Here is a 22206-nt window from a genome sequence, read left to right as displayed (position 1 = left end):
TAGCTCAGTTGCGCCTCGCTTTCTTTTTCTTGTTCAACCAGAAAGGTGGCACGTCGCCAGCCATCATGCAGCCATATGGATCAATGTAGTCGACAATCTCAGCCAAACCAAATTGATCGATCTGGCGCACAACTGATCCGGCATCCTTATAGGATGATGGCAATTCAGACGCATCCACCCCACCAGCCGGGAAGCGGATATCAAGCCCCTTGGTTTCCGCCTCAAGCGCCTGTTCTGCTGTCATCTCGCCCATCCGGCGCTTATGCTCCGAGCGCGAGAAATTCCGCCCCGCACCGTGTGGTGAAAACCCCAGCGCATGATCAGCATCCTTGCCGCGCACGACCAAAACCGGCTCAGCCATGTTGAGCGGGATCAGTGTCAACCCGGTCGCGTCAGCGGCGTAATCACCCCATCCGGGCGTCGCCCCTTTGCCATGATAGAACAGATCATCCCGCCGGAAGACGAAGTTGTGTTCGTTCCAGAACCGCTCGCCCGGCTGTGCTTTGGCGCCTTCCACAGTCGCCTGATGGATCGCATTATGGTTCGCCTTGGTCCACTTGCGGATCAACTGCAGGGCAGCCCAATATTCCCGGCCATCATCCGTATCTGAGGGGATCCAAGCGTTTTGTTTGAGCGTTTCGGGTGACAACTTACGGCGATACTTTTCGGCCGCTTCCATCCCGAGCTTGTACAAAATCGCTCCCGGCCCGCGCGAGCCGTGGTGGGTGACAATCGCTGTGCGCCCTGTCTTGCGGGACTTGCCAACAAACAGAAAGTGGTTGCCATCACCCTGGGTGCCGAGATGCTCGACCGCCATCCGCAAAATTTTGGGATTGTTCAGGAATCTGTTTTCCCTGAATTCATCCATCAGCTTTTGCGACATGGTATAGCGGCGCCCGTTCGGCCGTCCGCCGGGGCCGAAATGGGTGGCCTGTTCGGCCGCATCCAGAACCGCTTTCGGGTCAGTCTCGCCCATATCGGTCATCATGACCGAACAACAGATATCCGCCGAATGCATGCCGGGATGGATCGCGTTTCTGGTAGCAACGACACCGCCCACAGGGATCGTCCCCAAGGGACCTGCCGGACAGGCGTCGGGCATCACGGCAGCAGCAGTGACAGTTGGCGTTCGGATGACAGCCGTCATCGTCTCGCGCACTTGAGCAAGGTTCTTGACCTCGTCTTCGTCCCCAGAGGCTTCAATGTTGAAGTGAAGCGGCACGTCACCCGCTTTTTGCAATCGCAGGGTTGGCGGCGGTGGCGCTGGCTTCAGCCCCTCAAGCTTTGCACGGATCTGTTCCTTGCCATAACCGGCGGCGAGCGCTGCCTGGGCGATTTCCAAAAGGCGCCCAAATTCCTTGCCTGGGACATGCCCCCATTCCTTGAGCGTTTCACCAGAGATTTCTACTTGTGTCATTGTGTTCTTATCGTCCGCGTGCTCCACGGCGCCTTCTTCTTTGGTCAAATATGCCGCGGGCACAGCGTCTGTCAGCCAGACGCCATTGTCGGCGCGAAAAAACGCGTGCCCATCGCGATGCATTTCGGCAGCCGCGACGGTCAAGATCACCGGCTTACCGTGGCGCGCGCCTACCTTTCGGGCCGTCTTTTCATCTGCTGACAGATGAACTTGCTGGCGTGACATCGGACGCAATCCTTCGGCCATGATCGCTGGCACCGTCGCCTCTGCGGTGCCGTGAAAGAGTTGAGCGGGCGGAGCGACTGCATCCACGGCTAAATCGACCACAATCGAATGACCCTGCGCGGCGCGGATTTGGTCGCCCGCCTCCGACAGAGTAAAGCGCTGCTTGTCATTCGTGCGCACGATCTCAGTCAATTGATCCTTACTGATCGGCAGGTCTTGCGCAGCCAACGCGGCCAGCAAGTCATCCACAGCTACCCAACCCCGCGGATCAGGCGATAGCCCCAGCTTTTCCGGGATGTGGCGCAGAACTTGCGCGAGCAACCGGCTGATCTTTTGGAGGTACTTTTTCTCTTTATTCGTCATATTCTTAGCCCTCTTGGGCGGACGGATTTCCTGCCCATTTCTTGTGGTAGTAGGCCATGCGCCATTGTACCGATTTCGCGTTGTCATTTGTCAGCGTACTGACCAGATCATCGCACTCTGCGTCGCCCACCTCGATCAGGTAATCAGCCGCCAGACTTCTTAACTTGGCGCTGTTGTCTTGGCTGGCTCGGCGCAACACCATCGCGCGGGTAGCCGGTGACACCTCTATCAGCCGCGTCCCCTGACGATGCACTTTGCAACGCAGGTTGAACACCTTGTCATGCCACACCCAGTCGTAGCCTTCTGTCCATCTGGCATAGCCTGTCAGCAGGGCCTCGGTTGCGACAGCGCGTACAAAGGCTGATCGCGCATGAACCGCAAGGTCAGGCAAAACCCAGTCATAGTCGGGGCGGCGCAAAAGCTGCCGTAAGGATCGCGCTAAGGGTCCTGTATTGCTATCCGTGAACGTCGCTCTGACGGCGGCGGGCCAATCCTTATGTGCCGCGAGCATTTTCAATGCCCCAGCGCCGCCGCGTTCCCAACGCGAAACGCGGTCCAGCGCAAAAAGGCAAAGCGGTATCAATGCTGCCTTATCCAGCTTGGGCAAAACAGCCTCCAACCGCGCAAATGCGGTTACGCGCACTTGCTCAACCCAATCATTGCACCGCAACAAAAGTGCCGTCAGCGCAGCTGTGTCTTCCATTGGGGCCAACTGTACAGCGCTTTCACGCAAATACCCGTCGGCGGCATGTATCGCGAGCAAAGCGAGTGCCGGGTCTTTAGCAAACTGCGCCTCCCAATTGACTGATCTTGGCCCGGGAAACCAACCGGTTAGCACTGATGCGGCCCGCGCTGGCGCACGATATGCCCTGCTGCGAAACGGCTGGTCAAGCTGCGCCAATTGCCGCGCAGTCAGAGCCTTGCGTCGCTCCTCGAAGGCGGCAAGTGCGAACGGGTCCGACTTGCCAAGCGTGGCCTGCCAAGCGGCCTCGAAAAGCGAGATGTCATTTTGCTGTTTCATCTTTTCACTCTCAAATCGGACCAGCGTCGGAACAAGGTGTTTGCAGGAAGAATTTCCGCCACCAGATTTCTCTGGGCCGGGGTTGAACCGGCACGGCCCAAAGGCCCACCCCCCAAAAAGGGGCTGCGTCTACCTGTAGTCCTGCAGGCATTTCCGATAATGGGTCCGGGGGACAAGGATGCATGAGATGCCTTCCGGCGATCGATTTTGAGCGATGTAATCCCACGGGCATTCCCCCGGCATTTTCCTTTCTGTTCTGGCTGGAAGGGCAGGTCTCGAACCTGCAACCTGCGGTACCAAAAACCGCTGCTCTACCAATTGAGCTACCTTCCAGTGGTGGAGGACAAGGGTTCAGCGAGACGAGCACATGTTCAGATGTAGTCCCACGGGCATTCCTCCTGTTTGTTGGTCAGGGATGGAGGATTTGAACCTCCGGCCTCTGCAGTCCAAGTGCAGCACTCTAACCGGGCTGAGCTAATCCCTGTATGTGGTCCCCGGCGACAAAGGTGGCTGAAACGTTACGCGCTCTATCCATCTGAGCTACCCCGCCATGGTAGCAGGGGTGGGACTCGAACCCACGACCTCGACATTCGTAGTGTAGTTCCAACCGGCATTCGCCAGGCTGTTTAGGGTCCGGCAACAAGGATGGGGTGAAACGAAGGTGAATTGCTCTACCGACTGAGCTACCCGGTGAAGTGAAACCGGGGCGGGATTCGAACCCGCGACCTCTCCATTAATGTAGTTCCACCAGCATTTGCCGGAGTGTTCGGGTCTGACGACAAGGGTGTAAGAAACAGTTTGGGGTCCCGCCCCCAATTCCGAAGAAATGGTTTTCCGTCTGGGCGCCTGCAAGGAGAGGAGTTGAACCTACTCGGATGATCCCCACTGGTGCTGCAATGTAGTTCCTTTAGCATTCGTCAGATTATTGTGTCTTAGCAACAAGGTTTTGGCGAAACACGTCAACATGCGCGTATCCATTTCTGGAAAGCCATCACGTCCCCTATGTAGTTCCGCCAGCATTTGCCAAGGTGTCTATGTGTCGGTCCCAGCGACAAGCGGGGGTGAAACGCTTACTGAGCTACATCATTCTCACGATGGCGAGGTTTGAACTCGCGACCTCTGGCCTCTGGGACCAGCGCTCTATCCTGTAGTTCCACTAGCATTCGCCGGGTTTTTCATTCCTTTCTATTCAATCGGCGTCCTACGTTCATTTGGACGACAGGGCCGTCTCGCCAGGGCGTGACGTTACCCACGCATTTCCGAGAGTTGTTTCCTTTTGGGTTGGGTCAGGCGCACCCGCCTGACCCGTTCTTAAACGTCCACGGCCTCGATCTGGCCAACCCAGTGGTCCGCGCCCATCTCACCGCTCGCAAAAGCGGCGATCTGGTCGAAGACACTGTCCGAGAACCCGCCGATGTTCAGCACATCGTCGCGTTCTTTCGCCTGGGTCGTCCCGTATGGGGCGATGTCGATGCAGACCAGTTTGGCCTGTGGGTTCCGCCTTTTCAGCTTCTCCCACGCTTGCATCATCACCGTTCCGGAGGACCCATACTGGTTATGCGCCCAGGACTGGTTGTCCGAGACGATGATCACCAGGTCCGGGGCACGCCCCTTCTTAAGCAACCATTCCAGCGGTGCCGCGCAGTTGGTCCCACCGCCCCACTGATCCGCCAAACGCCGTGCGTTTGTCAGGATCGTGTCGCGTGGTTCCAGCCGCACATCGCGCACCTTCACCTCGAACGGCAGGACCGTCGCGGATGGGTTACGCCGCAGCACCGCCGCCGAGACAAGGCCTGCCACATCCACGAAACGCGTCGCTGTGGTGGCACCCTTGCGGTAGCCGGTCACAGCGCCGGACATGGACCCGGACACGTCCGGGGCAACCACGACCTGACCGCGCAGCTTTGGCACGTTACGCACCGAAAGCTCCATCGCGTCATGCAATGCGTCCCTGATCTCGGCCGGCATGTCCGAGGACATCGCCTGATAGGCCGTCATCAGCTGGTACGGGAATACCCGTGCCTTAACGATCAGGTCCGGATCGGCCAGACGATCTGCGATCAACCGGCGCTTCTTTGGCAGGGCCAGAACCCCGTGCCGCAGGAACGTGTTCAGGTTCATACGGGTCATCTGCCAGGATGCGTTCTCAGCGATCCCCGCCCACTGTTTCGTGGACAGTTCAAGCTGCGTTAGCATCTGGAACGGAACATCCGGCACACGGCCCCGCCCCGTTTTCTTGAACCGCAGGAAATCCTGCACATTTTCCGGCAGCAATGCGACATCACACGGTTTCCCGATGATCCAGGCGAACAGCGCCTCGCGGGCGGCGTTCCCCGGCTTCGGGTGCACCATCTTGATCACATCCGCCAGCGATGGGTCGTTGCCCACATTGGCCTGCAGGATCGCCCGATCGGACGCCTCATTCAGCCAACCAGCGACCATCCGCTTGGGCGCAGAGCCTAGCGATTTCCGCCCGGTCTGCCCCGACCGCATGATCTGCACGAAGGTCCGCAGCATTTTGCCGTTATCCACAACCCGCCCGAAAACGCGCTGGAACAGGATCGGGTCACGGGCCGACAGAACCGCCAGCAACAGGGCAGGCATGTCCTTCATATGGCCCTGCTTGCGGGTGTAGACCGCAGCCTTCGCAAGGAAGGACGGATCGACCTTGTTCGCCAGCGCGACCGCACGCTGCAGTTCCTGCATCGGGTCCTGGTAGAATGTCTGCCCAAACGTCCCGGTCATCGCCAGTTGCGCCAAGGCATGCGCATCGGAATAGGTGTAGGCCGGTGCCCCCGCCAGGTTCGTGGCAGAAGCCGCCGGAAGCAACCGGCCTTTCATCGATGCAAACACGGATTTGTTTGCCATTTCTCTTGTCCTTCTCTCTTTCAGTGAGGTTTTTTTCGCGGATTTGATCGCTGGAGCGAAGAAAAAACGACTCGGCATTAAAGCATTGTTTTTATTTGAATATCTGAAGAAAGGTGCTCGGGGAGGTAAAATTTACGATTTACAAGTATCGGATATTATCCATATGGATAGCTTCATGAAAAAGAACGTTGTCATCGGCTTCCTCGGCACGAATCTCGACGCGGGCAAGAGGCGGCGCTGGCGCCCCTCTGTACAGGTCAACGAGCACCCCGACTTCCCTATTGCGCGCTTGGAGCTGATCCACAGCCACCGATGGTCGGGACTGGCAAACAAGATCAGGGCAGAGGTTGTCGCCAAAAACCCGGAAACCGAGGTTCTGCTACACCAGATCGAAATCGCCGACCCTTGGGACTTTGAAGAGATGTATGGGGCGATGTTTGATTTTGCCCGCGAATACGGCTTTGATGATGAGCGAGAGGAATATCACGTCCACCTGACCACCGGCACGCATGTTGCACAAATCTGTTGGTTCTTGCTAACAGAAGCCCGCCACATTCCCGCAAAACTCGTCCAAACCGGGCCGCCACGGGGTGAAGATGCGGGGCCCGGCACGTTGCAGATCGTCGATCTTGATCTGTCGAAATACAACGCGCTGCAACAGCGGTTTGATCTTGTCACAAAAGAGTTCAACACGCTGCTAAAGGGCGGGATCGAGACCAAAAACGCGGCTTTCAACGCAATGATTGACCGGATGGAGGTTGTCACCTCAAACTCTGATGCGCCCCTATTGCTTATTGGGCCCACGGGAACCGGTAAATCAGACCTTGCCGGGCGGCTTTACGAACTGAAGCTTCAGCGTCGCCGGATCAAGGGGCGGTTTGTGCATGTCAATTGCTCGACACTGAAGGGAGAGCGGGCAATGTCAACGCTCTTTGGGCACCGCAGGCAGGCCATCCCTGGGGCGGGCGCAGATCGCCGGGGATTGCTGCAAGAGGCCGATGGCGGCGTGCTGTTTCTGGACGAAATCGATGAGCTGGGCCTTGATGAACAAGCGATGATCCTGCACGCGGTTGAAACCGGCAAATACCTCCCCCTTGGCTCTGACTATGAAGTTACAAGCCGATTTCACCTCATTGCTGGAGCAGGCCGCGACTTGGCCACTCTCGTTGCCGAAAACCGGTTCCGTGCCGATCTATTTGCCCGCTTGAACCTGTGGACCTTCTCGCTTCCCGCTTTGCGCGACCGGCCAGAGGACATCGCACCCAACATCGCTTTTGAATTGGATCGGGTAGAGAAGCTGCTGGGCAACCGCGTCACATTCAACGCAGATGCTAGGATTGCATATGACAGATTTGCGACCGATCCAGGCACATTGTGGCCCGGCAACTTTCGGGACCTGACCGCGTCTGTGCAACGGATGTGCACGCTTGCGCCACGGGGACGGATCACGCTGCCTATGGTTGAAACGGAAATCGCGGCGATCGAACGTACCTGGGCCAAGGCCAGCCGAGACCCTGATATGCAGTTGATTGCGAAGTATCTCGGACCCGAGGCGGCGCACATAGATGAATTTGACCGCGTTCAGTTAGCAGCGGTCATCCGCGTTTGCCAAAATAGCGCAAGCCTGAGTGCTGCCGGACGCAGGCTCTTTGCAGCGTCTCGTGCGGCCAAGACAAGCCGCAATGATGCTGACCGCTTGCGCAAGTATCTTGACCGGTTCGGGCTGGATTGGGCGACCTGCAGGGACTGATTGCCGCGCCGACCGCGAAAGTGCTCCATAGAGGCATGGCGGACGGACTTCTTGCACGCAAAGGCCATGCATGTCGCTGTGCTTGCATCCTTGTATCTGTGCTCGGGAAACCCAAAGCGGGTCTGCGATGCAAAAATCGTAGAGGTTCTAGGGATTTAAATAGCGGCCGATGGTGCTTTCCAAGCCATCGCCTCGTAAAGCATTGAAACATCTGGCGAACGCTGAACGGAAACGGTCATCTTCACCGATGCTTCCATAAAACTGACGTTGTTCCAGCCATGCTTGCGGATTTGCAATCGCCTGGTGCGCGGCCGCGTTGAGTTGCTTCCACGCGGGATCATTGGGTGCGATGGCACTGCCATTCTCCCGTTGTCCCCTGCACATAGAGGCCCAAAGCGCTTGGCTCAGGGCCAAGCCCTCAAGTTCAGCGCCGTTTGAGATCGCGTCGCGGATGACCGGAATGACGGCGCCAGTATGGCGCGACGATCCGTCGAAAGCCACGCGGCGGACAGTGTCATGGATGGCCGGGTTGGAAAAGCGCTGGTCGATCAGTTCAACATATTGCACCGGCGTCATTTCACGGACAGCCGGAACATGTGGCACGATCTCGGTCAACGCGACTTTGCGCAAAAAACCTCTGATCAGGTCATGCGCCATCGCGTCGGCAATCGTCTCAAGGCCAAGCAGCTCGGCGGGCGCGGCGATGATCTGATGCCCCCCGTTCAGCAGGCGCAGCTTCATCGCCTCATAGTCGTGCACCCGGTCAGAGAGGGTCGCACCTGCGTTCTCCCAAGGTGGCCGTCCGGCACAGAAATCATCTTCCATCACCCACTGGCGGAAATTCTCATGCGTGACAGGCGCCTGATCGGCGATCCCCAGACTTTGCGCCAAAGCGCGCTCTTTTGTGCCCGTCGCAGGGACAATGCAGTCGACCATGGAATTCGGGAAGCGCGCGTTCTGTTCAATCCATGCCCCCAATTCAGGATCAGCCAGATTGCCAAGGCCAACCACCACGTCGCGCAGGATCGTGCCATTGCCAGGCAGGTTATCACAGCTTTGGCACGTAAAGGGTCCGGCGTCCGCATCCCTGCGCGCGCGCAAGGCGGCGACGATTGCGCCAAATGCCGTTCGCGGCCTATCCAGGTGGCGCGCATCGTGCTGGATGTCGGGGTGCCTGTCATCGAACCGCTTGGTCGCGGGGTCGAGGAAGTATCCGCCCTCCGTGACGGTCAATGAGACGATCCGGATGCGCGGATCAGCCATTTGTCTGATCAGGGGGCCATGACCGTCCTCGATCGGCACGTAACCGATCATGGAGCCAATAACCTCTGCCGAGGTGCCAGACGGATCAAGTTCAATGAGTGTTGTCAAGTGGTCCTGTTCGGCGAGCCTCTGGCGCTGCGCAGAATCTTCGTTCCGGACGCTCGCCCCGATGATTGCCCAGTCGAGCGCCTGCCCCTCCTGCATGAGACGATGAAGGTACCAAGCCTGATGCGCACGATGAAAGTTGCCAAGGCCGATATGAACGATCCCGGGCGTCAGAGCCTTGCGGTCATATTTTGGACGCAAGATGGCAGCCGGCAAATCATTCAAAGTCTGGTTGCTAAGCGGAATGAGTTTTGCGTCGTGATCTCTCATCAGCTCATCCATTGTCCGCCATCCACATTGTATGTCTGTGCGACGACGTAATCGGCATCATCACTCGCAAGGAAAACGGCCATGCCGGTCAGATCTTCGGCTTTGCCCATTCGGCCATAAGGCACGGCAGCACCCACTTCGGCCTTCTTTTGGCCGGGGGGTTTGCTTTCGTATTTTGCGAAGAATGCATCTACACCGTCCCAGTGTTCACCATCGACGACGCCGGGCGAGATGGCATTCACGTTTATGCCATGCGCGATCAGATTAAGGCCGGCACTTTGCGTCAGGCTGATCACCGCAGCCTTGGAGGCGCAGTAGACGGCCACCAATGGCTCGCCCCGACGGCCTGCCTGAGAGGCCATGTTGATGATCCTGCCTTTGATCCGCCGCGCGATCATGTGGCGGGCGACGGCCTGCAAGGTAAAGAGCGTGCCTGCCACGTTGATATCAAAGACACGTTGATAATCCGCAACTTCGATCTCGGTGATCGGGGCTGCGGTAAAGACAGCGGCGTTGTTAATGAGGATGTCGATTTGACCGAATTCTGCGATGGTCGCGCTCACCGCAGCTGCGATACTATCCCGATCTATCACGTCCATCTTCACGGCATGCGCGCCGATATCCACGGCTGCGGCTTGGGCGCGCGGCAGGTCGATATCCCCGATCATCACGTTGGCACCCTCGGCGATATAGGCTTTGGCAAAGGCCAAACCGATGCCGCGCGCGGCCCCGGTGATCAGGGCGCTTTTGCCGGACAAACGGGTCATGCGATGCGCAGCCCTGCATCATCGAAGCGGTGGAGTTCATCCTCGCGCGGGTTGAGATGGATCGTATCGCCGTGACGCAAGGCGACGTCGCCAACCGTCCGCACAGTCAGTGTATCTGTGAGCCCCGTGCTGTGGATATGAAAGAACGTGTCGGACCCCAAATGCTCGGCAACACCTACTTTGCCCTGCCACAAGCCACCATCCTTGACGACATCGATATGCTCTGGCCGGATACCGATGGTCTTGGCACCCCGCTTGTTCGCCTCGTCGCCCTCAATGAAGTTCATCTTGGGTGAGCCGATGAAGCCTGCCACAAACAAGCTGCGCGGCGCGCGGTAAAGCTCAAGCGGTGAGCCCACCTGTTCGATCACACCAGCCCGCAGGACCACGATCTTGTCTGCCATTGTCATCGCCTCGACCTGATCGTGGGTGACGTAGATCATCGTAGTCTTCATGCGTTCATGCATCTCGGTGATCTCAAGGCGCATACCGACCCGCAAGGCGGCATCGAGGTTTGAGAGTGGCTCATCAAAAAGGAACGCCTTCGGGTCGCGCACGATGGCGCGCCCTATGGCCACGCGCTGGCGCTGACCACCGGAGAGCTGTCCGGGTTTCCGATCAAGGTAGTCCGTCAGGTTCAGGCTTTCGGCAGCGGCCATGATCCGCTTTTCCTGCTCTACCTCGCTGAGGCCCGCCATGCGCATCGGGAATGCGATGTTCTTGCGCACCGTCATATGCGGGTAAAGCGCATAGGTCTGGAACACCATTGCCAGCCCACGTTTAGAGGGTGAAACCGGCGTGACGTCGGCGCCATCAATCATGACCTTGCCAGAGGTTGTTTCCTCCAACCCAGCGATCAAGCGCAAGAGAGTGGACTTCCCGCAGCCCGAAGGGCCGACGAAGACGGCAAATTCCCCATCTTCAATCGTCAGGTCGAGCGGCGGGATGACTTGTACATCGCCGAAGCTCTTGGTCACGCTTTCAAGTTGGATACGTCCCATGATTTATTCCTATTTGACGGCGCCAAAGGTCAGGCCTTGGACAAGTTGTTTCTGGCAAAACCACCCCAGCACGACGATGGGGCCAACGGCAGCGGTCGAGACGGCAGAGAGCCTTCCAAAGAACAGCCCCTCAGGTGCGCGGTTCCCTTCGATCAGCTTTGACAACGTCGCGGCATCGGTCGTGGTCAGGCGCACGGTCCAGTAAGCCTCGTTCCAACAGAAAATGAAGCAGAGCAATGCGGTCGACGCGATCCCGCCCCATGCCAGAGGGATCAGGATCTCCCGGATTTCACCCCAAGTGCTCACACCGTCCATCTGGCCTGCTTCGATGATTTCTTTGGGGATTTCCTTGAAGTAGGTGAACAGCATCCAGATCACGATGGGCAGGTTGATCAGCATCAAGACCACGATGATCAGGAACTTGGTGTCGAATAGCCCCATGCTTTTCGTCAGAAACGTCATGGGGTAAAGCACGGCCGCCGCGGGCAGCATTTTTGTGGAGAGCATCCACATCAGGACATCCTTGGTGGACCGGCTCGGGTTGAAAGCCATCGCATAGGCGCATGGGATTCCAACCGCCAAGGCAAAGATAGTGGCAAAGACCGCAGTGATGACCGAGTTCCGGGCAAAGCGCCAATAATCATAGTTCTCGGTCATGTTCAGATAGTTCTCAAGCGTCGGCTGGAAGAAGATCAGGAACTCCGGCTTCACCGCATCGGCGTCGGTCTTGAAGCTGGTCAGGACCATCCAGAAAATCGGGAAGAAAAACAGAAGCCCGACGATCCAGGCGAGTGTCGCGCGGCTTGCGCGCCCGGCTTTTGAAGATTGCGCGACAATAGCCATCGGTTACTCCATCAATGTCTTGCCGATCATCCGCAGCAGGAAGATCGCAACGATGTTGGCGAGGATGACGGCAAAGATGCCGGTGGCCGAGGCCGCGCCAATGTTGTTGTTGGCAAATTCGCCAATCAGGTAAGGCAGGTTCTTGTTGCCATTCCCCCGGCTGACGATCTCGATCTCGGCATAGAGAGACAGGTGAAAGATCGCCTGGATCATCACGACAATCGCGATGGGACGCCCAAGATGAGGCAGCGTGAGAAAGCGGAACTGGCTCCATGCACCCGCGCCGTCCAGGATCGCTGCCTCTTTCTGCTGCTGATCTTCGGACTGCAGCGAGGTCATGAAGATCAGGACCGCAAAGGGCGTCCATTGCCAGGTAACCATGATGATCACCGCATAGGCACTGGTCTGTGTTGCGCGAAACGAGATCGGCTCAAGCTCTGGCCAGAGCGAAAGGAACCAGCCAACAAGTGGCGCATTCTGAAGACCGTCGATAAGGCTGTTGATCCCACCAACCGCTAGGCCCTGAAGGCCAAGGACCGGATCGAGGATCATGTTGATCCACAAGACCGCATTCACCGCTGGCATCACGAAGAATGGCGAGATCAGCAGCACCCGCACGATGCCCCGCCCCGGGAAAGCCTTGTTGATCAGGACTGCGATCAGGACACCAAGGATCACAGTCAGAAACAGGATGCTGCAAACGATAAGCAGGCTGTTCTGGATAGCGAGCAGGAAATCCTTGTTGTTCAGGACAAACTCATAGTTGCCGAAGCCACGCCAGTTTGACAGCGACGGTGTTGTCCATTCCGGGCGCCTAAGGTTGTTCAACACGTAGCGGATGAACGAAAAATAGAGCGTCATTCCCAGCGGGATCAGCATCCAGATCAAAAGCAGCAGAACCGCCGGTGTCTGAAGCAGTCTTGGAAGCCGTCTGTCTGACATAGTCCTATTCCTCCGGGCCAATGGTGTTGTCCATCATGCCCTGCGTCATGTGACGTGAAAATGCTTGGGTTTGCGGTGGTCGCGTTGTGCGGTCTGGGTGGACCCGGCCATCAGGCCGGGCCTGCCTTTGGCTGGCAGCGGTTAGTAACCCGCCTCTTCCATGATCGCCTCGGCTGCGGCCTGAGAGGCCGCGAGGGCATCATCGACCGACTTTGCGCCAGACAGGGCTGCCGCCATTTCCTGTGCGACGGCTGAGCCAACTTCCGGGAACTCCGGGATGGCAGCGAACTGAACACCCACGTAAGGTTTCAGATCTGTCGCTTCGGGGGCGGCGGACTCAATGGCTGCCAATTCGGCGTCGGCAAAGGCCGCCACGGCCTGGAATTCCGGATTGGCATAGGTCGAGGCGCGCTGACCCGTCGGGACAGAGCCCCAACCATAATCTGGATGCGCCGCTACGGCCTGCACGTAATCCTGAGATGTCGCCCACTCAATGAAGTCCTTGGCCGCATCTGCATTGGGGGAACCAGCCGGAACCGCCATCGCCCATGCCCAAAGCCAATTTGCCCCAACAGGGTTGCCAGCATTTGGCGATTGTGCGTAGGCCACACCGTCAACTTCGAGGAAGGAAGCCGCGATCGTCGCGTCGATCCACATACCGCACTTACCTTCATTGTAGAGCGCGAGGATCTCGTTGAATGAGTTTCCTTCCGAGCCAGGCGGGCCATAATTGCCCAGCAGATCAACGTAGAAGTTGATGGCTGCACGCCATTCATCGCTGTCGATGGTGGGCTTGAAATCTGCATCAAACCAGGCGCCACCAAAGCTGTTCACCATGGTGGTGATAAAGGCCATGTTGTCGCCCCATCCGGGTTTGCCGCGCAGGCAAGCGCCATAGACGCCATTGTCGGGGTCATGAACAGCGGCGGCGGCTGCCTTGATGTTGTCCCAGCTATCGTTGTCAGCGATGGAAACGCCAGCAGCATCCATCAGGTCTTTGCGATACATGACCATCGAGCTTTCGCCGTAAAATGGCGCTGCGTACATCGTCCCTTCGTGGGACAGGCCAGCGCGGATCGCGGGCAAGATGTCGTCCATGTTGTACTCAGCACCGAATTCAAGCGGCTCGATCCAGCCAGCGGCGCCCCAAATTGGTGCTTCCTGCATCCCGATGTTGATTATGTCATACTGGCCGCCACCGGTGGCGGTGTCTGATGTCACCTGCTCGCGCAGCACGCCTTCCTCCAGCGAAACCCAGTTCAGCTTTACGCCAGTTTCTTCGGTATATGCCTCGGCCACGGTCTGCATGTTGATCATGTGACCGTTGTTGACGATTGCGATGGTCAGTTCTGCGGCATGACCGTCAGCGTAAGCACTGACCGAACCTGCCAGTGTCAGCGCGGTCGCGCCGAACAGGGCTTTCTTCAGAGACATCATCGTCCTCCCTTATCTGATGATGCAAAGAGGGTAGAGGATATCTAATCGCGACGTCAATAAAAACTTATCGCGTGTAAAGTTATCTCATAAAAATATATAAAATCAGTAATTTACGCGGACCCTCGCATAACCAACCGACCTTCGAAGAAAGTAACCTCTCGCTCTTTTGCGCTTTTTCCATCCTCAATGAGCGCCAGAATCGTCTCGACACTCCGCGCGCCTATAGCCCCATAATCCTGAGAAATGGTCGTCAGGCTTGGGCAGGTGTAGCGGGCAAAAGGATGGTCGTCGTGACCGGCGATCCGCAAGCTGCACCCCTCCCCCAGCCCCACTCTGACACCGCTTTCAAAAGCCGCGGACAATAGGCCAATTGCAAGCCTGTCATTGGAACAAAGCACCGTATTCGTCGGCAAAAGCTTTTCTGCAATGACCCGGGTGCCTTGGCGAAAACCGATCTCTTCAAAGTCCCATCCCTCGCCGTCCACGCGAATAAAATGTGGCTCTTGCCCCAGCCTTTCCATTGACGCGGCATATGCCGTTCTGCGCCGGTATGCGTTCGGGTTCACAGGATTTTTCATCTCGAAAAAAGCGGGCGGTTCACCGGTACGGCAAAGATACTGCACGATCAGGTCAATGCTTTGCGCATTGTCAGACCCAAAGAACGCCTCACCGACATCTTCGAGATTGGCATCGAACAAGACAGTCGGGATTTCATCGGCAAACTCTGCCAATAGCGCTGAATTTGAGGCACGCCCCAACGGAGCAAGCAATACGCCCGCCGGCTTGATCGCGCGCAAGCTATCAAGATTGGAAATCTCCTGATCCGCGCCACCATGCGAACTCAGCAAAAGCGGATTATAGCCCGCCGCTAAAACCAACCCCTCCATCGTCCGCGCAATTGCCGCGAAAAACGGATCGGTCAGGTTCGGCACCACAAGCCCGATATTCTTTGTCCGCCGACGGTTCTGGTTAATGGCGTAAATGTTCGGGCGGTAGTCGTAGCGTTCGAGCGCAGCTTCGATCTTGATGCGCGTAGATTTGCGGACGCTGTCCGGGTCATTGAAATACTTCGATACTGTCGGGCGCGAGATGCCGCTCACGGCGGCAAAGCCTTCCATATTCTTTATCTTTGCGCCAGACATCTTCAACTGCTCCATTCCGATCAAGCGACAGCTTAGCGCCACAATACTTTGCGCGCGACAATTTTCCAATTGTGAATGTAAAGCTCAAATTTGACAGCGTAGTGCTGCCTTCAGGTGTGGTCGGCGCTTGAGCTAGGCGAGAACAAGCAGCAATCGTACCGGTTGGAGGTGCAAACGCCCAATGCCGCAAATGAGAAAAGAATTTGCACGGGTGTGAGGCGTCGACACTGACATCCGCGCAATGCAACTACGCACTCGCGACCATGAAGCGGAGCGCCCTGTAGCATTTCTTATGGCAGCAAGACAATCGGATCGGGCGGTGTTCGTGCGGCTCAAGCAGCGCGAAGAACGCTGCGCTTGATTTCGGTGATGATCTCGAATTGCTCAGGCGACACCAACCAACCGGCTTCGTTCTTGTCAGCCGTCTCGGGCAAGTTCAGCACAAGCGTTGGACTGTCGACATCCGTCACAAGCGCCATGGACCAGTCGCCAAAGACCCGCTCCACCTCTGCTTCACGACTTGTTATCGTAATGTCGGTATGACGGGTGTCGCGGCGGATCGCGTCCATAATCTCGTCAAGCGCCTCTGGTTTACCCTCCAGCACCTGGCCAAAGGTATCACCTTTCAGGAAAAGCCCGCCAGTGACCCCAAGTTCGGTGTTTCTTGCCTGCGCGACCCGCAAAATCTGATTGAGCTGCCGCGATTGGTTGATCTTATCATCGGGATCGATGAGCGAGCGACTGGTGTAAATCAAACGCGATACAATGTCCTTTCGAACGGCTTCCATGGTCATCTGGTACCTCCCGATTACTCAAAAACACACCCCCGGAGCCACATCAATCAGTTGCCTAGCAGCCTAGGCTTTTGGTCGTCCGACGACATGGCTAACCAAACATCTTGGCGAGGTCGGTGGACGAAATGCTGCGCCGGTCGCCTTCAAAGTCATAATAGGCAGGTTTTGCATCGGTGCTGATGTCAGCAGTCAGTCGCAGACCATCGGTGTTGTCCAAAGCACCGGTCGAGATCCGGGCCATGCCTGCCATTGGTTCTGGCGCAACGTAATAGCTCAGCACCGGAGAGCCGCAGGCGCGGCAAAAACACGAGGTTTCCTGCTCTGACAATGGGTAATGGACCAGATGCCCCCAACCGTTGAACGTGGTGTTCTTTGCCCGGATCATGATCGTCAAAGACACGCCACCTGATCTGCGCCGTGAGGTCTCATCATGGTTGGCAAAGACCATTTCCACCGGTTTGTTGATCTTGAAACTGACCTTGCCGCAAAGGCAACGACCTGTGCGCTGATCACCGGTACCCGGCTCAATCGGTTCCCGGACGAGTTCCGGCAGGCTTTCGCGGGCCAGACTTTTCGCCATGCCCATATGCCCTTCTGCATATGATGTGCCGCTGCTTTCGGTCGTGTCCGCGCCAAAACCGAACGGGCATTGCCCCTCTCCCATACCTTTCATGATCATTTCCTTTCAGTTGGCGGCGCTATGCGACCTGCGTGATTTGTTTTCCTTCGCACGCGGCGCAGTAGATTTCGCCGGTGCGGTTGTGCATGAGGACGGTGTCGCCGGCGGCTATTTCTTCGTGACAGCCATCACAGACCGAGCCGACGCCAAGGGTTTCGTGGCAATACCCTTCGAGATTGACCTCTACCCCGTGCTGCAGAAGCCCCCGCGCGGTCGACTTGACGATGTCGCGCCGGAACATTTCGTGGATTGCCGCCCAACGGTGGATCATCTGATCAGCGATCCCATGGCGGCGAACGATGTCGAACAACATGTTTTCGCGATAATCGAAGAGCTCATCGCTGATCACCATCCAATGGTGGGCATTGAACGGCTTTTCGCCAAAGTAAAGCTTGGTGCCAGAAAAGACGTCCTGCAAGAAATTGTACTGCTTTTCGATGGCGCGTTGTTTCGTCGTACGCTGAAAGAACGGCGACAAAAGCGGATCGTCGAACAGTGCCGTATAGAACTCGGTGAGAATGTCGGTCAGAACCGCGCCCTGCCCGAGCGCATCCCACAATTCTGGATCAGGCTGCAACACCGCCAGTTTTTCCCGCTCATTCGTCTGATAAGGCGTCGGCGGCTCGAAGGCGTCGCTGTGCAGACGGTGAAGCGCGGCACCGTTGCGAACTGCTGCAATCCGCGCGCTTTCGCACATGTTGGGGTTGCCGCAGATAAACACCTCAGTCCCGGCTAGGTCCGGGTGGGCCTGCATGGCAAGATCCACGATACGTGCGGCGGGCATGCCATCAATGCTTTCGCGTGATGCGGCCTGAGTGATGTGTACCTGCGTTGGGAATTCCGCAATCTGCTCTTTCAGATAAAGGTCATTGGCCGTGCGCCCGCCAAGGTAAAGATGGATTGGCCCACGGTGCCCTTTGGCAAGGGCGTCCCGCACGATCCCGGTGAGCACGCCGCATCCCGTCCCCGTCCCGACCAGTAACAAGGGACTTTCGCTCATGTCTTCGTCGTAGACGAAGTTTCCCGCTGGCCCTTGGAAACGCACCATGTCGCCAAGGCCAAGCCCATCGACCCACCCACTGAGTTCCCCGCCAGGCAGGATGCGGATATGCAGCTCCAGAAAGTAATCTTCGCTACCGGTGACGAGGGAGTAACTGCGCATCGCGCCGGTTTCACGCATCAGGCCGATCACGTGACCTGCCCGCCAGTCCAGCACCGTTGCGGGCTCCAGCTTCAGGATGACGATATCGGGTGTGGCATAGGTCTTTTCGGCGACAATTGCCTCATGCGTGCATTCTGACAGGTCCGGACGCTTTGCGACGACTTTGGCGTTGTTCGCCGCCAGACAGGGAAGAAAGAGACCCATTTGCTGAAAATCACTGGGCAGCTTGTCGGTTGCGTTGGGGTCCACGTCGCCGGAGACGACCTGCAACATGCAAGAACGACACGCCCCCTTGCGGCAGGAGAAATGCACAGGCGCCCCCTGACGCAACAAGGCGTCCAGCGCGCGTTCACCGGATTTGAGCTGATATTTCTGCCCTTCGAACATGATCCAATTGTCTGCGCTCATCTTGCCGTCCCCTACCGGCTGGCCGCACGTGGGCGGGCGACCACGTCAGCCGACCAGGTTATCCGGGGCGGGTCGATTTCTGCGGCTGCGGGATCAATTCCATCTTTTGCGAGTTCGCAGACGAGTTCAAAATCCCAAAGATGCTGCTCATCCTCGGGACTAAGGTAGGGGACATCCTGAAGGCGCGCTGCGACCTTTGCGGCGCGATACGCGCCAAGCCCCATGAAGATAAGCTGTCGCGCGATGGCCCGGGGCGCGGCTGCAGCATCGCCATTTCGCAGGAACACAACCGGCCTGCCCTCTGCGATCTGAGCATCGACCATTTGACAGGTCGCCCGTTCATCTTGCGCTGCAGTCAGGCAAATCATGTCCGGCCCGACAAGCGCGCTATCCATGTCGCCCATGGTGATCATTGTGTTCAGACCCGCCGCCCGCAAAGCATGCGCCGCGCGGTCAGGGTCGTCACCGACATCAAGCATGTAAAGCTGACTGTCGACGATCATACGCAAGCGGTCATCGGCACTGGCAGAGGAAACGTCTGTCGCAAAGTTAGGTTGGCGCAAGTCGGGGCGGACATGGTGTTCAGGCGTGTCCAGCCCGATGGTCATCGCCGACCCACTGCCCAGAAACTGGCGCCCGATATCCGTTTGCGGGTCGCAGAAAAACTGCGCTGTCGGGGTCAGTTCATGCATGCGGCCACCGGCCAATAACATGACCTGATCGGCATAGGTTCTGGCGTCTTCTTGATGATGGGTTACAAGCAGAACGGCCCGATCCTGCGCAACCCGATGCAGGTATTTCATCACGATGTTTGCATCGGCGCGCGACATATGCGCGGTTGGTTCATCCACGCAAAGCAAGGACGGGTCCGCTGCGCATAGCTTTTCCAGGCTTACCATCAGAGCATCAAGCGGTTGCGCCTGAAGTTGGGCATAAAGGAGCGGCGCATTTCCTTCGTCAATCGGGCGGCCTTGGTAGGTAGCAAGTGACCAAGTCGCGTCATAGACGTGCGGCGCGGCATTGCGTGTCAGCCATTTCAGCAAGGTTGATTTTCCCGAACCGACAGGACCCATGAGCGCTGTCATGCCAACAGGTGGCAGGCTGAAGGCTACATCTGCCAAGATGCGCTTATCTGCGGCGCGCAGGTTCAGGTCTGCAATGCTGAGAATGGGATCGGGCACTGCCTTGATCTTTCAAAACACCAAAAGGCGTGGTGGGCCGCCGATGACGACGGCCTAGCACTGATGGTCAGACTGCGTTGGTCACTTCTTCAAGGCTCATCCGCGCCTTTGTCATCACCATGCCTGGGTTGGCGCTTTTGCGGCAAACAAAGCAGACAACGTGGTTCGGATACGACTTAGTCCGCATGAACATGTGGATCAGGTTTTCCGAAAAGACGAGGATCTCGTTGAAATAGTGGTTTTCGTCCTTTGAACCGCGTGCGCCTTTGAAGATGTTTTCAATCTGCACAACCGAAGACCCCTGGAACAGGTCGGCGGTTGCGGCGGCAAGCAGGTCCAGCACCTCTTGCGGATGAGAATCGAGCGTTTGAATACCGATCAACATTCCGGATTCCATGTCTGTGTAACCGGAAGCAAGGCATTCCGGCACTTTGGTCATGGCGGTTTGTAAGGCTTTATCGAGTGACATATTTGTTCCCTTCTCGGAGTTTAACTGATTAACTTCGTTCTGTTTCCCTGGCATTGGCGGGTCCGGTACGGTCTCAGACCGCGTTTCATCCCCTTGAGACGCCGCATCAGGCTCAGTTCTGGTGCGGTGAATGGCTTTGGCGGCGCGGCCAAGCATGACCCTGCGCTGCATTTCGAGTTTTTGGAGAAAGTTCATTTGTGAAGACGACTCGATCCAGTAGCGGTTTGTGCGTTTGATCCGTGTGATCGCGGCATCGAAATCGGGCAGATACCAGATCAACATTGCTGCCAGCAGCGTGCCGGTCCTTCCGCGCCCTGCATGGCAATGAAACGCGATTGAGGCCCCGTCTTGCAGCATGTCAGCCAGCATGCTGCAGGTGTCGACAGCCTGATCCATTGTTGGCGGCTGCATGTCAGGGATCGGCACGTAAACAGATTTCAGATTGTGCTCGGCAAACGTGGCGACGGGCGGTTGCCACTCTTCTGTCAGGCTGACAACCGTATCAACGCCGATGCGCGTTACCGCCGAAAGGTCGGCTGCAAGATCGCGGTGCAAACCGGGTCGGGGCATCCCGCCCAAACGCCCGCGTATCAGCCAGGTGAAGTTCGTCGGCCCAGCGTAGGCCGTGGGTGCATTCGGCACGTCGGACGGCACCGCGTCGGCGTTGGCAAATGGATCGCTCCAGGGCGCACCGGCAACCACGTTCACCCGCGCATCTTCGCGATAGAGGGCTGTGGATTGCGTGCTCAAGCGGTTCTTCTTTCGGTCGTGTCGGCGTCGGTCTGTGCCTGCATCTGCGCGATCAGGCCTTGCATCGCCGCGACTAGCTGTGGCGCATCGGACAAATCATGCTGTTCCTGCGCATCACTCCAGATCACTTGCAGCAACGCTGCCTGCTCTGCGATGCTCAGAGTAATTGGTTCCTGCGGCTCTTCGGCTTGCGATGGGTCCTTCAGTCGATAATTCGTCAGATCAACCCGGCTTTGTTCCCCGCGATAGGCGCTTGGGTCCGAAAGTCGGTAGTCATTGATATTGGCGTCGGCGCGCGGCGTTTTGAAAACAGGTGGTTCGGGTTCGTCCAAAGATGGCGTTTCAGCGGTGTCTTCGTCAGATCCATACATCGTTGCGGCCTCTTCTTCTGCTATTGCCTCCCCCATATCCTGATCGTCGGCGAGCCCACCCACCGAGTTCATGATATCGTCAAGCATGCTGGTCGTGTCGCGCGGCGCTTCTTCAGCTGCGACGCTGCCCACAAAACCCAACATATTGTTTGTATCGACGCCTGACGCCGCTTTGACTTCCGCCCCGGCTTTGGCACCATCATCGGTCAGATACCGGGCCAAGAGGTAGCTGCGCTGCACGTAAATGCCCTCCACAATCTTTTCGAGCATTTCGGCAAATTCCTCGGCGCCGCTTTCGGTCCACGCCTTGGCATCCCCCTTGGCGCGCGCCTTGATCGCGTTTGTCAAAGAGACAAACATACGCGCGTTGAAAAGATGCGTTGTTTCACGCTCTAACCGGCGTCTGATCTTGGTCAGATCACGCTCTGACGTGATCTTGTCTTTGCGTGTGACCAGCAGGATTGAAGTTTCGCGCAGGCGCAGCGGCAGGCCTTCCCATGCGCCGCGTTCGCTTTCGCGCCAGGCCTGACCGGCATGGGTACACCACATCACGGCATTCGCGTAGCGGATCGTGTTGAGCCAATAGCTGGTCTTGATATGTGGGTCCGAGATTCCGGGCGTGTCGATCAGATCGCAGTTCTTGAGGATGTCGGCCTTGACGTAAAGGCGGATGTAACGTGTCGTTGTGATCGGAATCCGGTCTGTCCGGGACGGATCAACTTTGTGTTTCTTGCCGTCATGATCCATCCGGTATGGTGGCGCGTCGCCATAGGTCAGCCAGACCGGCGGCATCCGCGTTGCGGTGATTTGTGTCGGCAGAATGTCTTGACCAATCAGCAAGTTCATCAGCGTTGACTTGCCCGCGCTGAACTCACCCATGAGCGCGATGACCGGCTTACGCATGCTCCAATCGGCAAGTCGTTCCAGTTGCGCTTGGGTCACCCGACGTTCAGTAGTGGTTTGAGAGGTCATTCTGGG

General features: G+C 57.5%; 17 protein-coding genes and 3 tRNA genes. 1 reads left to right on the top strand and 19 read right to left on the bottom strand.

Annotated elements, in window-relative coordinates:
- Positions 1–4 precede the first annotated feature (4 nt).
- The 6 genes from SLH47_RS21440 to SLH47_RS21415 form a co-directional block, all read right to left on the bottom strand.
- Positions 5–2005: an RNA 2'-phosphotransferase gene (locus SLH47_RS21440; protein ID WP_320242500.1), complete on the bottom strand. Its 2001-nt coding sequence runs from the start codon at positions 2003–2005 to the stop codon at positions 5–7.
- 4 nt (positions 2006–2009) lie between these two features.
- Entirely contained in the window at positions 2010–3026 is a 1017-nt protein-coding gene (locus SLH47_RS21435; protein WP_320242498.1) for a hypothetical protein, read from the bottom strand.
- 257 nt (positions 3027–3283) lie between these two features.
- A tRNA-Gln gene (locus SLH47_RS21430) sits at positions 3284–3359 on the bottom strand.
- A gap of 73 nt (positions 3360–3432) precedes the next feature.
- Positions 3433–3510 (bottom strand) — tRNA-Pro (locus tag SLH47_RS21425).
- Positions 3511–3722: 212 nt separating this feature from the next.
- Positions 3723–3794 (bottom strand) — tRNA-Ser (locus SLH47_RS21420).
- Between the two features lie 543 nt (positions 3795–4337).
- Positions 4338–5894, bottom strand: coding sequence for an RNA-binding protein (locus tag SLH47_RS21415; protein ID WP_320242497.1), 1557 nt, complete (start codon positions 5892–5894; stop codon positions 4338–4340).
- A gap of 175 nt (positions 5895–6069) precedes the next feature.
- Between SLH47_RS21415 and rtcR the strand changes: the two genes are divergently transcribed.
- On the top strand, positions 6070–7644 hold the full coding sequence (gene rtcR / locus SLH47_RS21410) for an RNA repair transcriptional activator RtcR (RefSeq protein WP_320242496.1): 1575 nt from the start codon (positions 6070–6072) through the stop codon (positions 7642–7644).
- 147 nt (positions 7645–7791) lie between these two features.
- Here the strand turns inward: rtcR and SLH47_RS21405 are convergent, their stop codons facing one another.
- From SLH47_RS21405 to SLH47_RS21345, 13 genes are all read right to left on the bottom strand, one after another.
- Positions 7792–9282, bottom strand: coding sequence for a mannitol dehydrogenase family protein (locus SLH47_RS21405; RefSeq protein WP_320242494.1), 1491 nt, complete (start codon positions 9280–9282; stop codon positions 7792–7794).
- Positions 9282–10049 carry an L-iditol 2-dehydrogenase gene (locus SLH47_RS21400; protein WP_320242492.1) on the bottom strand — a complete coding sequence of 256 codons (768 nt, stop codon included), beginning with the start codon at positions 10047–10049 and terminating at the stop codon, positions 9282–9284. Before SLH47_RS21400 ends, SLH47_RS21405 begins: the two co-directional genes overlap by 1 nt.
- Positions 10046–11050 carry an ABC transporter ATP-binding protein gene (locus tag SLH47_RS21395; protein WP_320242490.1) on the bottom strand — a complete coding sequence of 335 codons (1005 nt, stop codon included), beginning with the start codon at positions 11048–11050 and terminating at the stop codon, positions 10046–10048. The genes SLH47_RS21400 and SLH47_RS21395 overlap by 4 nt, the downstream gene beginning before the upstream one ends.
- 9 nt (positions 11051–11059) lie before the next feature.
- Positions 11060–11893: a carbohydrate ABC transporter permease gene (locus SLH47_RS21390; RefSeq protein WP_320242488.1), complete on the bottom strand. Its 834-nt coding sequence runs from the start codon at positions 11891–11893 to the stop codon at positions 11060–11062.
- Between the two features lie 3 nt (positions 11894–11896).
- On the bottom strand, positions 11897–12835 hold the full coding sequence (locus tag SLH47_RS21385; protein ID WP_320242486.1) for a sugar ABC transporter permease: 939 nt from the start codon (positions 12833–12835) through the stop codon (positions 11897–11899).
- Between the two features lie 141 nt (positions 12836–12976).
- Positions 12977–14272: a sugar ABC transporter substrate-binding protein gene (locus SLH47_RS21380; protein WP_320242484.1), complete on the bottom strand. Its 1296-nt coding sequence runs from the start codon at positions 14270–14272 to the stop codon at positions 12977–12979.
- 110 nt (positions 14273–14382) lie between these two features.
- Entirely contained in the window at positions 14383–15414 is a 1032-nt protein-coding gene (locus tag SLH47_RS21375) for a LacI family DNA-binding transcriptional regulator (RefSeq protein ID WP_320242482.1), read from the bottom strand.
- Positions 15415–15746: 332 nt separating this feature from the next.
- Positions 15747–16208 (bottom strand): BLUF domain-containing protein, encoded by a 462-nt coding sequence (locus SLH47_RS21370; protein ID WP_320242480.1) that lies wholly within the window; start codon positions 16206–16208, stop codon positions 15747–15749.
- A 91-nt stretch (positions 16209–16299) separates the two neighbouring features.
- Positions 16300–16881, bottom strand: a complete 582-nt coding sequence (locus SLH47_RS21365) for a GFA family protein (protein WP_320242478.1) — start codon at positions 16879–16881, stop codon at positions 16300–16302.
- 25 nt (positions 16882–16906) lie between these two features.
- Positions 16907–18457 (bottom strand): FAD-binding oxidoreductase, encoded by a 1551-nt coding sequence (locus tag SLH47_RS21360; RefSeq protein WP_320242476.1) that lies wholly within the window; start codon positions 18455–18457, stop codon positions 16907–16909.
- Between the two features lie 11 nt (positions 18458–18468).
- On the bottom strand, positions 18469–19638 hold the full coding sequence (locus SLH47_RS21355; protein ID WP_320242474.1) for an ABC transporter ATP-binding protein: 1170 nt from the start codon (positions 19636–19638) through the stop codon (positions 18469–18471).
- A 67-nt stretch (positions 19639–19705) separates the two neighbouring features.
- Positions 19706–20857: a tyrosine-protein phosphatase gene (locus SLH47_RS21350; RefSeq protein ID WP_320242472.1), complete on the bottom strand. Its 1152-nt coding sequence runs from the start codon at positions 20855–20857 to the stop codon at positions 19706–19708.
- Positions 20854–22200: a dynamin family protein gene (locus SLH47_RS21345; protein WP_320242470.1), complete on the bottom strand. Its 1347-nt coding sequence runs from the start codon at positions 22198–22200 to the stop codon at positions 20854–20856. Before SLH47_RS21345 ends, SLH47_RS21350 begins: the two co-directional genes overlap by 4 nt.
- Positions 22201–22206: the final 6 nt, after the last annotated feature.

Source organism: Cognatiyoonia sp. IB215182 (assembly GCF_033963905.1).
Classification (GTDB): domain Bacteria; phylum Pseudomonadota; class Alphaproteobacteria; order Rhodobacterales; family Rhodobacteraceae; genus Yoonia.
Note: the sequence above shows the minus strand (reverse complement) of the source record. Positions and strands in the feature narration are given on the sequence as shown.

What these genes read in the sequence shown, in the direction of transcription:
- SLH47_RS21435 (WP_320242498.1), bottom strand. Translation starts at nt 3,026, where the DNA reads ATGAAACAGCAAAATGACATCTCGCTTTTCGAGGCCGCTTGGCAGGCC.
- rtcR (WP_320242496.1), top strand. Translation starts at nt 6,070, where the DNA reads ATGAAAAAGAACGTTGTCATCGGCTTCCTCGGCACGAATCTCGACGCG.
- SLH47_RS21365 (WP_320242478.1), bottom strand. Translation starts at nt 16,881, where the DNA reads ATGAAAGGTATGGGAGAGGGGCAATGCCCGTTCGGTTTTGGCGCGGAC.
- SLH47_RS21370 (WP_320242480.1), bottom strand. Translation starts at nt 16,208, where the DNA reads ATGACCATGGAAGCCGTTCGAAAGGACATTGTATCGCGTTTGATTTAC.
- SLH47_RS21375 (WP_320242482.1), bottom strand. Translation starts at nt 15,414, where the DNA reads ATGTCTGGCGCAAAGATAAAGAATATGGAAGGCTTTGCCGCCGTGAGC.
- SLH47_RS21390 (WP_320242488.1), bottom strand. Translation starts at nt 11,893, where the DNA reads ATGGCTATTGTCGCGCAATCTTCAAAAGCCGGGCGCGCAAGCCGCGCG.
- SLH47_RS21345 (WP_320242470.1), bottom strand. Translation starts at nt 22,200, where the DNA reads ATGACCTCTCAAACCACTACTGAACGTCGGGTGACCCAAGCGCAACTG.
- SLH47_RS21400 (WP_320242492.1), bottom strand. Translation starts at nt 10,049, where the DNA reads ATGACCCGTTTGTCCGGCAAAAGCGCCCTGATCACCGGGGCCGCGCGC.
- SLH47_RS21440 (WP_320242500.1), bottom strand. Translation starts at nt 2,005, where the DNA reads ATGACGAATAAAGAGAAAAAGTACCTCCAAAAGATCAGCCGGTTGCTC.
- SLH47_RS21385 (WP_320242486.1), bottom strand. Translation starts at nt 12,835, where the DNA reads ATGTCAGACAGACGGCTTCCAAGACTGCTTCAGACACCGGCGGTTCTG.
- SLH47_RS21380 (WP_320242484.1), bottom strand. Translation starts at nt 14,272, where the DNA reads ATGATGTCTCTGAAGAAAGCCCTGTTCGGCGCGACCGCGCTGACACTG.
- SLH47_RS21405 (WP_320242494.1), bottom strand. Translation starts at nt 9,282, where the DNA reads ATGAGAGATCACGACGCAAAACTCATTCCGCTTAGCAACCAGACTTTG.
- SLH47_RS21415 (WP_320242497.1), bottom strand. Translation starts at nt 5,894, where the DNA reads ATGGCAAACAAATCCGTGTTTGCATCGATGAAAGGCCGGTTGCTTCCG.
- SLH47_RS21395 (WP_320242490.1), bottom strand. Translation starts at nt 11,050, where the DNA reads ATGGGACGTATCCAACTTGAAAGCGTGACCAAGAGCTTCGGCGATGTA.
- SLH47_RS21360 (WP_320242476.1), bottom strand. Translation starts at nt 18,457, where the DNA reads ATGAGCGCAGACAATTGGATCATGTTCGAAGGGCAGAAATATCAGCTC.